General features: G+C 47.9%; 9 protein-coding genes and 2 pseudogenes. 9 read left to right on the plus strand and 2 right to left on the minus strand.

What is annotated here, in order from left to right; translation table 11 throughout:
* Nucleotides 1-67: 67 nt before the first annotated feature.
* Nucleotides 68-1,501 (plus strand): DNA cytosine methyltransferase, encoded by a 1,434-nt coding sequence (locus HV345_RS03280; protein WP_023326118.1) that lies wholly within the window; start codon nt 68-70, stop codon nt 1,499-1,501.
* A gap of 34 nt (nt 1,502-1,535) precedes the next feature.
* Here HV345_RS03280 and HV345_RS03285 read toward each other — a convergent pair whose 3' ends face one another.
* Nucleotides 1,536-2,744, minus strand: a complete 1,209-nt coding sequence (locus HV345_RS03285) for a type II restriction endonuclease (protein WP_032635832.1) — start codon at nt 2,742-2,744, stop codon at nt 1,536-1,538.
* Between the two features lie 351 nt (nt 2,745-3,095).
* Between HV345_RS03285 and HV345_RS03290 the strand changes: the two genes are divergently transcribed.
* The 8 genes and pseudogenes from HV345_RS03290 (at nt 3,096) to HV345_RS26320 (ending at nt 11,396) form a co-directional block, all read left to right on the plus strand.
* Nucleotides 3,096-3,767 carry a hypothetical protein gene (locus HV345_RS03290; protein WP_023326116.1) on the plus strand — a complete coding sequence of 224 codons (672 nt, stop codon included), beginning with the start codon at nt 3,096-3,098 and terminating at the stop codon, nt 3,765-3,767.
* On the plus strand, nt 3,764-4,870 hold the full coding sequence (locus tag HV345_RS03295) for an ImmA/IrrE family metallo-endopeptidase (protein ID WP_023326115.1): 1,107 nt from the start codon (nt 3,764-3,766) through the stop codon (nt 4,868-4,870). The genes HV345_RS03290 and HV345_RS03295 overlap by 4 nt, the downstream gene beginning before the upstream one ends.
* Nucleotides 4,871-5,499: 629 nt before the next feature.
* A complete protein-coding gene (locus tag HV345_RS03300) occupies nt 5,500-7,404 on the plus strand; it encodes an ATP-dependent endonuclease (protein WP_046670264.1) in 1,905 nt (634 codons plus the stop codon).
* The gene (locus tag HV345_RS03305; RefSeq protein WP_035897357.1) at nt 7,401-9,080 is read left to right on the plus strand and encodes a UvrD-helicase domain-containing protein; all 1,680 of its coding nucleotides are present in this window, start codon (nt 7,401-7,403) and stop codon (nt 9,078-9,080) included. The genes HV345_RS03300 and HV345_RS03305 overlap by 4 nt, the downstream gene beginning before the upstream one ends.
* A gap of 340 nt (nt 9,081-9,420) precedes the next feature.
* Nucleotides 9,421-10,284, plus strand: coding sequence for a GTPase family protein (locus HV345_RS03310; RefSeq protein WP_035897355.1), 864 nt, complete (start codon nt 9,421-9,423; stop codon nt 10,282-10,284).
* A 90-nt stretch (nt 10,285-10,374) separates the two neighbouring features.
* Nucleotides 10,375-10,758, plus strand: a pseudogene (locus HV345_RS03315) (DUF932 domain-containing protein); the annotation flags it as partial.
* A gap of 56 nt (nt 10,759-10,814) precedes the next feature.
* Nucleotides 10,815-11,168: pseudogene (locus HV345_RS26315) on the plus strand (TA system toxin CbtA family protein); the annotation flags it as partial.
* Nucleotides 11,148-11,396, plus strand: a complete 249-nt coding sequence (locus HV345_RS26320) for a DUF905 family protein (RefSeq protein WP_223307989.1) — start codon at nt 11,148-11,150, stop codon at nt 11,394-11,396. The pseudogene HV345_RS26315 and the gene HV345_RS26320, both read left to right, overlap by 21 nt.
* A gap of 127 nt (nt 11,397-11,523) precedes the next feature.
* Here HV345_RS26320 and HV345_RS03325 read toward each other — a convergent pair whose 3' ends face one another.
* The gene (locus tag HV345_RS03325) at nt 11,524-12,675 is read right to left on the minus strand and encodes an AraC family transcriptional regulator (RefSeq protein ID WP_032180275.1); all 1,152 of its coding nucleotides are present in this window, start codon (nt 12,673-12,675) and stop codon (nt 11,524-11,526) included.

A 12,675-nucleotide genomic window follows, 5' to 3' on the forward strand; every position in this document is an offset into this window, starting at 1 on the left:
GATAAAAAATTTCCCTCTGGGTCAGATGAGTGATAGAGTTTCACCCATAAGACCCTATGGAGGCATTATGTCTGAATTTGAATTGCTGGCGCAGGATCTGCTTGAGAAAGCAGGGAAGGAAGAAAAGCTGCGACAGGAAAATGATAAAAAGCTGATCGAACAGGTACTGGAAATCTATGATCAGAAGTACGTGGCTGAGTTACTTAGAAAAGTCGGGAAAAACGAGTGGAGTCGCGAAACTCTTAACCGCTGGGTTAATGGTAAGTGCCCACCAAAATCACTGACGTCAGCTGAAGAAGCACTTCTCCGGAAAATGCTGCCAGAACCGCCTGCATACCACCCGGACTATTCTTTCCGGTTCATTGACCTGTTTGCAGGTATTGGCGGTATACGAAAAGGCTTTGAGGCCATTGGTGGCCAGTGCGTTTTTACTAGCGAGTGGAATAAAGAGGCAGTGCGCACTTATAAAGCTAATTGGTTTAATGATGAGCACATACACAAATTCAATCTCGATATCCGGGAAGTCACTCTCAGTGACAAACCTGAAGTGTCAGAAACCGACGCCTATGCCTACATTGATGAGCACGTGCCGGATCATGATGTGCTTCTGGCAGGCTTCCCCTGCCAGCCATTCAGTCTTGCTGGTGTGAGCAAGAAAAACTCATTAGGTCGTGCGCATGGTTTTGAATGTGAGGCGCAGGGAACGCTTTTCTTTGACGTGGCGCGCATTATACGGGCAAAAAAACCGGCCATCTTTGTGCTGGAGAATGTCAAAAACCTGAAGAGTCATGATAAGGGCAAAACCTTTAAAGTCATCATGGAGACCCTTGACGAGCTGGGTTATGAAGTTGCGGATGCTGCTGATGTGGGAAAAAGCGATCCTAAAGTCATCGATGGAAAATATTTCCTGCCTCAGCACCGTGAACGTATCGTCCTAGTCGGGTTCCGCCGCGACCTGAATATTCACAAGGGTTTTACCCTGCGCGACGTCAGCCATTTTTACCCGGAACAACGTCCGTCATTTGGCGAGCTGCTGGAACCCGTGGTTGACAGTAAATATATCCTGACTCCGAAGCTCTGGGAGTACCTCTACAACTATGCTAAAAAGCATGCGGCTAAGGGGAATGGTTTCGGTTTTGGTCTCGTCAATCCTAAAAATAAGGAAAGTGTTGCCAGAACGCTTTCTGCCCGCTATCACAAAGACGGGTCTGAAATTCTGATAGACCGCGGCTGGGATATGGATATAGGTGAAGCAGACTTTATGAACGAAGAAAACCAAGCGCGTCGACCGCGCAGGCTGACTCCCCGCGAGTGTGCACGCCTCATGGGCTTTGAAAAGCCAGACGGCAAATCTTTCCGTATACCGGTTTCTGATACGCAGTCATACCGACAGTTCGGTAACTCTGTTGTGGTACCGGTATTTGAAGCTGTTGCCAGACTGCTGCAACCTTATATCCTCAAAGCTGTTTCTGCCGATGTTGATAACGCTGAACAGGTCTGAGTAATGCTCCCGGCCTATGATGCCGGGAGTTTACTTAAGGAAGCTTAGCGTAAAGGCCTGTAAGCTCTGCAATGAACGCACCGAACGTCATTAATTCCTCTCTGACCGCTTCCGGGTATTTTTTGTGTAGCGATGACGGCACAACGAGCCTGACACCTGCTTCACGCATTTCCCTGTACTGTGCCTGAGACACCCCCTCCTGCAGTGTAAACAGATGCACTTGATGGATTTTATCTGCTTCATTCAGTATTTGGCGCCAGCGATCTTTACAGGTGGTCTTGACCGCCAGCATGCGCAAATTTTCTCTGGGAAACTCAACATTGTGGTATGCCTCTGCAGAGGGGAATAGGAAATCTGGTTTTTTATTGCCTTCAGTGACTGCCTGTGTGGCGAAGTGCCGCAGCCCGTGCTCAATGAAAAGATGCTCCAGGTGCAGCTCAAGTGACTTTCCGGCTCTTGATTTACGTCGATTACTGACAGAGTTGGCCAATGCAATAAACTCATCCACAGATTCAAATCCTCCCTGGATGATGTCAAGAACATGTAATTCCTCAACCAGCAGAAAGATGTCGTACTCAACGCGCCGGCGGTCAATCAGCTGCACATCCGGGTCATTGGAGTTTTTCGCATAATGACCGGCGGCATACTGAATAATTTCATTTCCAGACGGAAAGCGATGCTTCCAGTCTTCAGGAATAACGTATTTATGATTTACAGGTGCATGCTGAAGAGACAGGCCCCCCAGGATTTGCCAAGCGGGCCCAGAGATAAGTGTTCCAGGAATAACTTCGCCGATAGCGGTCTCGATAACGTCCTCTTCATCAGGGCTGGCGCATACCCAGATGTTCACTGTCTTACAGTCCCCGCCTTGCTCATCAAGCCTGAAGGCCAGAAGTGTCAGAGCACCTGTATTTTCAGGATCCTGAAGTGGGCTGCCTCTTCCCCAGCGCGTGATCCTTTTTTCATTCCGGGTTTTACCAAAATGACGGCTGTTATAATAAATAGCCCGGGCTTCGCTGTCGGGACAATCATGTGATGACACATGCGCAGTGAGGAAGACTGAAGGATTCATCTCGCGGGTATGGTTAATGGACGGAAACAGCTTTTCTACGATGCCGGAAGGGATATAAAGTCCGACCTGATGACCACCTGTTGCGCCTGTATCGTTGGCGGAAAGGCGTTTGATATAGACAAGATAATTTCCGCCAGCGATCTCAAGCAGCCAGTTATGAAAAACCGACATAAACACCCCTATGTTAACCTGAAACTCGAAACGCCATTTTTTCATAGTTATATAAAAGCAACCAGTAAGGCTTTATAAGCATCGCGGTATGTCAGTGAACTGGCTGCAGGTCATACGCAGGGAATGTACCGCTTCCTCACTTTTTCAACTATAAAGTTACAGCATAGGGTTATATTTAAGTTTATGAAATTTAATAAGATTTTTCAGAAATCTGATAGAAGGAAGGGAAAGGTGGGAAGCGGGGGTGTGACGAACTAAGTGAGGACCTGTAACGACTTTCCTGAATCACTTCTTGATTTTATCATAATAATTATGTTGAAATCATGAAGTGAACCTCACGGAGATGCCTTCATGACCATGCCTTATTGTATCCTACATACCGAAGCTGATTCAGATCTTGTACTTAATGAACTGGGTTTTTCAGAAAACGATATTCATGCCGCTCTGACGTCTGCTTTGTACGAGCGCCGTAAATCTAGCAAGCTTCACCCCGCAGTAGATGCAGGGTTCCGTTTCTGGAGTGAGATGGTCGCCGCGACCCGCCGTGTACTGATTGGTAAGGGTAACGGCTGGTCTCCTGAAGTGGTCAAGCGAATGGAAATGGTCGTTAACTCAGCCAAAGGGGTTAATCTGATTATCACCTCGGGCGATAGGCACACCGGACGTCCTGATGGATTGCCGAAAACCAAAAATGCCAAGGGTGAGGCAACGCGCTCGATTGTTCACAACAATCCCGGCACAGCTGATATGTTCCAGACGGATGCGTTGTATTCAGGCAAATCTGAGATCACGCCGATAGACAGCACCCGTACTTATATCGTCCTGTATTATTATGATGCGGCTAACAAAGAGGTTCGCTGCGAGGTGTCATATCCGGTAGGAATGGTGAATCAGGACGGATTTGCCCGTGTAAGCGCATGGAGTGAGCGTATCATCTTGGGTCCTCTGCCGTTTGAAGGTGCTGATATTTTCCCTGATGAGGATTTTGATGATGACATATCTATTACTGTTGAAAGCAAATGAGTAACCCTGTTGATGACGGCAAACGCCTTTTTAATCCGTCCCGGCTCAAGCTGGCGCGGATTAGACGCAAACTGACCCTGAAGGAATTAGCAGAGAAAATGGGGCTATCTAGTCGTATTGTAATTGAGTACGAAAAACCCTATTGCTTGTATGAACCCACGCCAGAGACAGTCCAGGCGTACGCCAGCGCTCTAAAATATCCAGAGTCCTTTTTCTTTGGGGATGACGTTGAAGCAATCGATCCACTGACGGTTTCATTTCGTTCTTTGCGTACGACAAAAGCCGTCGACCAGCATGCGGCAATTGGAGCTGGTGGGTTGGGGGTTATGCTGAGCGAGTATTTCAGTACGCGCTTCACTTTGCCTCAGCCTGAACTGCCGAATCTTCGTGGAAGTGAGTCTGAGGTCGCCGCTCAGGCGGTGCGCGAAGCTTGGGGAATAGGTAAGAAGAGTATCACCAACGTTGTTCATCTTCTGGAGAAGCACGGCGTTAAGGTGTTCTGGCTCTCAGAGGAAACGGCGAGTATCGACGCTTTTTCCTTCTGGAAAGATGATGTTCCTTACATTTTCCTCAACACACGTAAGTCAGGTGAACGCAGCCGTTTCGATGCGGCACATGAGCTGGCTCATCTGGTACTTCACCGTCATGGTGATGTCAAGGGGCAGGATGCTGAGCGTGAAGCGGATGCTTTTGCGTCAGCATTTCTGATGCCCCCGGAAAACGTGATGGCCGTTAAGATGGCATTCCCGACGTTTGACAAAATCGTGCAACTGAAGTCGCTCTGGAAAGTTTCGGCGATGGCTCTGATTGTCAGAATGCGCAATCTGAACGTGCTGACGGAATGGCAATATAACAGCCTGATGCGCGATGCGACGGCAAAGGGATATCGAACCGGTGAGCCGGGAGGAATTGAGCGTGAAAGATCGCTCATTATTGAAAAAATGATGGCCGCTTTAGCAGGTAACGGCATTCATCTGACTCAACTGAGTGATGCGCTTAACGTGCCTGTTGATGAACTGAGCAGTCTACTTTACGGTGTGGCGGCAATCAGCGGTGGTAATGGCGGAACCTCACTATCAAGGGCCTCGCTCCGTCTGGTGTGAACAGGAAAACTGCTCATGCTTAGAGCCGCTAGAAGGAGTTTCTAGCGGTTTTTTTTATTTATAGCCAGCGGACATGTTTCTGAATAGTAATCTTTAATATTCCTTGTTCGCCGCATTCTTGCCGAGATACTAGATATCAACCAATGTTACCAAAATACCATGAGGGGCTCGGAAAAATGTAGTGGTATACCCCCGTAATTCCCCTGACCTGTCCCACCATTGGTAAGTACAGACTGGTTTTAGCAACATATGCTCTTGGCGCTCAGGAGTGCTGTGGTCCACCGGCGACGGACTGTTTCTGCTGACAAAACGGCTAGAGCGTGGCTGCTTCGGCTGACCGTCGGCCCATGATGGCAAAGTGTTCCTGACGTCGGCGCAACTGGCGGTGCTGCTGAACTGCTGCCATGGCGCATAGCACTGTCTTCCGAATAGCCGTCGTTCGTCAATACGGTTCTGGCTGTTCGCTTACCTTCCAGAGGAATTGAAGTATTTAAGTCTTTGAATCGATAACGAGATCAAATATTTTTGAGCTTAATGTGCGAGAATTTAAAAGTCATGGACTCATTAGTGGCATGAAAACTATTAGCTAATTTATTCAATGGGTAAAGTGAGCTGGGGGCGTAATCAACATGAAGCTTGAAGTAATTCGGATATCTGGTTTCCAATCTTTTGGCCCAGAACCGACAGAGGTAAGCCTTGAAAATATCACTTACTTAATCGGTCCTAATGGCTCGGGTAAAACCGCGGCACTTCAGGCTTTATGCAAACTATTTGCCTTTGATCCTGCATTGCGTCGGATCCATCGTTCTGATTTCCATGTCCCTTATGATGAAGAAGAAGTTCCGGAAGAGCGCCAATTGTGGATAGAAGCTGACTTTTTATTTCCTGAACTTGATGAGGAAGATGATAACAGTACCGTAGCACCTCATTTTAGTCATATGCGACTTGATGATCCGGGAGGCCTCCCACGTGTGCGTTTTCGCCTCACGGCTACTATGGGACTGGATGGTGATATCGACGAAAACTTAGTGTATGTACTGGATGTCAATGCTGATGGTTCACCTCAAAACACAGCTCAAGTACCACGAGCAGAGCGTAATCACATCCAGGTTCATTATTTACCAGCCAGACGTGACCCTGCTGATCACATTACTTACGGTGCGAATGCATTACTAGGCCGTTTGCTCCGTGCCGTACGTTGGGATGCTGAGCGCGATACGATCAAAGGTCTGACCGATCAAATAAGCGACAGCCTTGCAGCCAACCCTTCAGTGAAAGCATTTAGTAAGAGTTTGAAAACAACCTGGGCCACTCTACACAAGGGCAAATTTTTCGCTGATCCAAAAATCACATTTGTGGCTTCGGAGATTGAAGCACTGTTGCGACATTTGTCGGTTTCTTTTACCCCCGGGCACGACGGTTCACTTGTCGATTTTTCGCGGTTGAGTGATGGCCAAAAGTCAATGCTTTATCTTTCCCTAGTATTATCATCTCAAGCGATTGGGAGAGCTGTGCTCGCCGAGGAAGATGTATCTTTTGATCCCGATAAGTTACGTCCACCGGTCTTTACGCTGGTCGCCTTGGAGGAGCCAGAAAATAGTCTTTCTCCACATTACCTGGGACGTATCGTCAGTGCTTTGTATACCATGACGAAAAATGTGGATGCACAAGCTCTCATTGCTACTCATGCCCCTACAATGTTACGTCGCGTTGCTCCTGAGTTAATACGTTATCTACGGTTAACTGAGGCTCGAAAAACACGGGTCACCTGTATCAAATTGCCAGAGAAAGCTGATGATGCACACAAGTTTGTCCGTGAAGCCGTCCAAGCATTTCCTGAGATTTATTTCTCACGTCTCGTCGTGCTAGGTGAAGGTGATAGTGAAGAGATTGTGTTGCCATGTCTACTTCAGGCCAAAGGCGCGCCAGTTGATGAGTCAGCAATCACGATTGCGCCGTTAGGCGGTAGGCATGTCAATCATTTTTGGCGGTTGCTTTCAGCGTTGCAGATTCCCTATCTGACATTGCTTGATCTTGATGTAGCTCGCTATGCGGCAGGATGGGGACGAATCAAGTATGTTAATGATCAGTTTTCTGCATATGAGCCGTATAAGAAACTCCCCAAAGATCACGGAATTCCAAGTTGGAAAGATAAAGCTCAAAAAGTTCGGGACTTTGATAATTATTTCGAACTTCTCGAAGAACGTGGCGTTTTTTTTTCTTCCCCAATGGATTTGGACTTTTCAATGTTACTGGCTTATCCCGAAGCTTATGATGTTGATAAAGAAAAACCTGATGAGTCAACTATCAAGGCTGTCCTCGGGAAAAGCCATCACGATTCATCTCAATACAGTGAAGACGAATTAATGTTGTTCAGCACCTATCATCAGCGCTTTAAGCTTGGCAGCAAACCAGCAGCACACATTGAGGCGTTAACTCAGCTAAGGGACACTGAATTACTTGAAAACATGCCTGAGTCGCTAAGCAGGCTGGCAGATGCAGTTATTGCCAAACTCGAAGAGCTGCCAGAATGATTGCTGCTGAAGCATGGCAACCCGCCGATGGACTGACTTTGGAACCAAATGCAAAACGAGCAGCAAAAGCGCGTAAGCGCTGCTTGGCACTCACCGCCGGACCAGGTGCGGGTAAAACGGAAATGCTTGCGCAACGAGCAGACTTCCTTTTGCGTACAGGAACATGTCGGTACCCTAAGCGGATTCTAGCGATCTCCTTCAAGGTTGATGCCAGCCGAAACCTAAAAGAGCGTGTCGAACGGCGGTGCGGGACTGATCTTGCCTCGCGTTTTGATAGCTATACCTTCCATGCATTTGCCAAACGTATCATCGATCGTTTCAGGCCGGTGCTCACGGGGAAAGATGTCCTGGATGCGGGTTATACAATTGTGGACAAGAAAAATGGCCCCTCTCGTACTCAAATTGAATTCGGCGATCTGGTCCCTTTGGCAATCCAGATATTGAAAACCTCAAAAATTGCCCGTCATGCAATTCGGCAAACTTACAGCGATATTTTCTTGGATGAGTTCCAGGATTGCACGAATTTACAATATGACTTAGTTAAGCTTGCTTTCCAAGGGACTAGTCTTCGCCTTACGGCAGTAGGTGATACTAAACAAAAAATTATGGCTTGGGCTGGAGCGCTGGACGGTATTTTCCAAACCTTTGCCAATGATTTTAATGCCGTACCACTTAACATGTATCGCAATTTCCGTTCTAAACCACAATTGCTGCGGGTTCAGAACGAAATTATTCGTACGCTTGATCCTGACTCTGTCATGCCAGATGAACAATTGGGTGGCGATGGAGGTGAGGTTTATGCCTGGCGTTTTGAAGACAGTTGTAAAGAAGCCGTCTATTTGGCTGATCTAATAAATGGTTGGATAAATACAGAACAATTACCACCTGCAGAAATTGCAGTCTTGGTTTCTAAACAGTTGGAACTTTATGCTGACCACCTTATGACCGAGTTGGAAGCACGCGGTATTCCATATCGTAACGAACAACAATTGCAGGATATCACTATAGAACCTGCAGCACGTTTGATCGTAGATTATTTATCATGTCTCTACGGTAAGCGTGAACCTAAGGCTTGGATTAGATTGATGAATCAATTGATTCCTTTTGCCGATGAAGAAATACAGTCAAGTGCGAGAAAGGATCTTGATCAATTAATTAAAAAACAACGTAAAAAAGTATCTGATGCTAGGCATACAGACTCGCCTTTTTCGGATTGGGTACAATTGGCAATAGAGTTTCTGAAGTATATCGGCTCCAAAATTTTGGTTGCTTTATCACCTGACTATGAAACTCGTTCGCGTTTAAATGATGTTATCCGTGAAACTTTTGCCCGGATTAAAGAATTGCATAAATTAGAACCAGATTTGCCAAAAGCGTTGGGACGTTTTGCGGATGATCAGGCTGTACGCATTCTGACCATTCATAAAAGTAAAGGGTTGGAATTCGACTCTGTCATTATCATGGCAGTAGAAAACGAGATTTTCTTTGGCGATCAGGATGAGAATCGTTGCGCTTTTTTCGTCGGTGTTTCACGAGCGAAAAGACGGTTGATTCTCACACATGCCGATCAGCGAGAACGTCCTGCTAACGCCAGACGTTGGAATATCAATCGAACTGCTCAATCTGAGTATTTTAGTTATGTTACTCCATTTGTAGCGGGTAACAAGTTTAAGTGATTATCCATGTTTTATTAATTATTTATGGCTCATTTCTTAAAATAGTAACATGTTATAAATGCTCATTTCTGGAACAAAGAAATCAGGTGTTGAGTGATTTCACTCAACTTGCCAAAATAAAGAGATATATAATGATGAATCCTTCGTTAGGGGAGGTTACCTGCTCCTCATTGATTAGTACAGCAGTGTTGCATAATAAAAGTTTCTATGGCTAAAGATTAGTGATTGGGTCAGCATTGTAAAAAACTTCAGATATATATCATTCAACTGAGCATATCCAATTAACGGCAGAGCCTAACGGTTCTGCCGTTTTTTTATTATATTTTTGAGAGGAGTAGCCATGAGAAAATCTGAAGGTCTGCAGCCCCTGCAGCACTCGCTTTCCGGCCTGCCACAATGGGTGTCTGAACGCATATTACAGCAGATAAATCAGTTAACCCATTACGAGCCAGTGATCGGCATTATGGGTAAAACCGGGGCGGGAAAGAGTAGCCTTTGCAATGCCCTGTTTGCCGGTGAAGTATCTCCGGTCAGTGATGTGGGCGCCTGCACCCGTGAACCTTTGCGATTTCGTCTGCAAGTTGGTGAACGGTTTATGACCATCGTGGACCTGCCCGGTGTGGGCGAAAACAGTGCTCGCGATACCGAATATGCTGTGCTGTATCGGGATCAGCTACCCCGGCTCGACCTGGTGCTGTGGCTGATTAAAGCTGATGACCGTGCGCTGGCGGTGGATGAGTATTTTTACCGAAAGGTGATTAGTGAGGCATACCGACATAAGGTGATGTTTGTTATCAGCCAGTCGGACAAGACCGAGCCCACAAGCGGTGGAGAAAGATTGTCCACAGAGCAAAAACAAAACATCAGCCGTAAAATCTGCCTGCTGCATGAGATTTTTCAGCCTGTGCATCCGGTGTGTGCCGTATCGGTCCGTCTGCAGTGGGGATTGCGGGTGATGGCTGAGAGGATGATTAAGTATCTGCCACGCGAGGCCAGTAGCCCGGTGGTAGCGCAACTGCAGCATCACTTTCGCACAATGGTAGTTCAGGAACAGGCCCGTGCCGATTTCGGTGAAACCGTAGGTGCCATACTCGATACGGTAAGCACCTTTCACCTTATTCCCGCCCCGGTGCGAACCATTATTCAGGCCGTGCGCTCCGCTGTGGTGTCAGTGGCCCGCGCTGTCTGGGATTTCTTCTTCTGAGTATTTAACCCATCCCTGTTATTTCCCTATCCCTGTCGCCGATGCGACGGGGATTTCTTTATTTGTTTTCCCGTTATGAGGAGTCTGCTTATGACCCGTCTGGCTTCGCGCTTTAGCGCCGCAAATCTTATCCGTCGTGACCGTCCGTTAACCCGTGAGGAGCTGTTTCGCGTGGTGCCCAGCGTATTCAGCGAAGACAAGCACGCATCCCGCAGTGAGCGTTACACCTGCATTCCCACCATCACTTTGCTGGAAAACCTGCAACGTGAAGGTTTTCAGCCGTTCTTTGCCTGCCAGACACGCGTCCGTGACCAGAGCCGCCGGGAGCACACGAAACATATGCTGCGCCTGCGCCGTGCCGGGCAAATCACTGGTCAGCAGGTTCCGGAAATTATTCAGCTCAACTCGCATGACGGCTCCAGCAGCTACCAGATGCTGCCGGGCCTGTTCCGTAGTGTCTGCTGTAATGGCCTGAGCCATGCAGTAATACCCCACCACTTACATCCCTTCAGCATTACGGAATAACCGATATGAAAACATCACCCGATTCACTATCATGGGCGGCATTGTCACATCTGTCCCCCGTCGAAATCTGGCGCCTCCTGCTGGGATATCTGCTCAGCCAGCACTACGGACTGACTCTTAACGACACGCCGTTTGGCAGCGATGGCGTGATTCAGGAGCACATTGAGGCCGGTATACCGCTGGCGGATGCCCTGAATGATGTTGTTGAAAAATATGACCTAGTACGTACAGGCCAGAGCAGCTTCCGTTTCACGGTGCGGTCTTCACTTATCACCCCCACGGATGTCCTGCGGGCACGGAAAGCCACAGGGCTTCTGAAGCGGGGCTATTACAGGCGGGTGACGGATATCACGCAAGGTCTGCCGATTGACGGGACACTTCCGGCAGGCACCTTCACCCGCAGACAGGCTGAGGCCACTGCCGCCCTGTATATCAACGTTGGCATTGAGGATGACCAGCACACCCACTTCCGGCTGGTCATTCGCGATGCGGACGGCCAGCTCATCTGGCGGGCATGGAACTTTGAGCCCGGTGCTGGTCATGACCTGAACACCCACCTGCAGCGCTACGGTGTGAAAAAACGCTGACAGCACGCCGCTGGCCCGTCTGGGGCAGGGCTGGCGGATCTCAACCTGAACAACTGACTGTCCTTTGTTGGTGGAAAGTCCGACCCATGCTTCTTTATCCAAGCGTATCCAGGCATTAAAAAATAGGTCATCGGAGTACTGTTTGTAGACAATGTTGCCGACGATATTCTGTGGGTGTCACACCTGTTTGCTTCTTAAATGCAGTATTAAATACCGATTTAGAATTAAAACCCGAAGCATACATAATATCAAGAATGGTCCGCTTATCTCCCGGCGTGGCCAGTAACTTTTTGGCATACTCTATGCGGTACTCGCTGATAAAGGTAAAAAAGTTCTGCTGAAATCCATTGTTGATAATGGCGGAGAGATCGTGCGGTGAAAGTTTTATCTGGCGCGCAAGCTGGCTTAAGGAGAGGGTGGAATCCAGAAACGGCTGATTCCGACGCATAAAATCCACCACGTTATCTACCTGTTTTGACTCCGGTAACAACAGTGTTTTAACCGGCTGAATATCCACCAGCAGGGTTTCATCTTCCTGCGTTAGCCCCATAAACGCAGCGGGCTGTCGCAGTGCGCAGATCAGCAATGTATTAATGAACGCAAACCCCGCCATACTGACAACAGGCAGTATCCAGGTGGTTTGATCGGTTAGCCTGAACAGATAGAAAAACAGGCAGCAAATGATACTGACGATCCACAGCCCCGCGTAACCCGACAGCAGGAAGCGGAGCCAGAGTATTTGCTGGCGGGCGATATCAGAATAAAGACGCTGGATATCCGAATTAAATGACTGCAAGCGGCCGAGCGAATAGCCCAACCAACCGAGAAATACCCCGTGATAGACCAACGCAAGGGGCAGAGGTTCCGGCATTCCTGGTAAATCCTGTTGTTGTAATATTGTTATTTTTTCCGACTCAGGTAGCGGAACATATAGTGTGAAAAACACAATCAGGCCAGCCGCGAACGGGATTAAGTGTACGGCATGAATGAGCCGAATTTGAAAACGGCAATACATCAGCGATCGGGTATACAGATAGATAGCTGGCGGCTGAAGCAGAGAGATGAGCGTACCGATATAAGCGTAGTTTGGGTGTGAAAAACTTACACCGCTTCCGTAAAGTAAAAGCTCGCCAAAACCGGCGGCGACGGTCAGCAGGACGACCACCAATAGCCGGTTGCTGGTTTGTACAATGTTGGACGGCAAAAGTAGAAAAACAGAAAGCAATACAGCCTGCATTATTCCTGCTGCCAGAAGAAAAACGGATAGCTCAATCAGCAT

Source organism: Citrobacter sp. RHBSTW-00986, from assembly GCF_013783065.1.
In the GTDB taxonomy this organism is placed as follows: domain Bacteria; phylum Pseudomonadota; class Gammaproteobacteria; order Enterobacterales; family Enterobacteriaceae; genus Citrobacter; species Citrobacter braakii.

Bases quoted from the DNA above. Each gene is read 5' to 3' on its own strand.
- HV345_RS03280 (WP_023326118.1), top strand. From the start codon at position 68: ATGTCTGAATTTGAATTGCTGGCGCAGGATCTGCTTGAGAAAGCAGGG.
- HV345_RS03285 (WP_032635832.1), bottom strand. From the start codon at position 2,744: ATGTCGGTTTTTCATAACTGGCTGCTTGAGATCGCTGGCGGAAATTAT.
- HV345_RS03290 (WP_023326116.1), top strand. From the start codon at position 3,096: ATGACCATGCCTTATTGTATCCTACATACCGAAGCTGATTCAGATCTT.
- HV345_RS03295 (WP_023326115.1), top strand. From the start codon at position 3,764: ATGAGTAACCCTGTTGATGACGGCAAACGCCTTTTTAATCCGTCCCGG.
- HV345_RS03300 (WP_046670264.1), top strand. From the start codon at position 5,500: ATGAAGCTTGAAGTAATTCGGATATCTGGTTTCCAATCTTTTGGCCCA.
- HV345_RS03305 (WP_035897357.1), top strand. From the start codon at position 7,401: ATGATTGCTGCTGAAGCATGGCAACCCGCCGATGGACTGACTTTGGAA.
- HV345_RS03310 (WP_035897355.1), top strand. From the start codon at position 9,421: ATGAGAAAATCTGAAGGTCTGCAGCCCCTGCAGCACTCGCTTTCCGGC.
- HV345_RS03325 (WP_032180275.1), bottom strand. From the start codon at position 12,675: ATGCTGATTGAGCTATCCGTTTTTCTTCTGGCAGCAGGAATAATGCAG.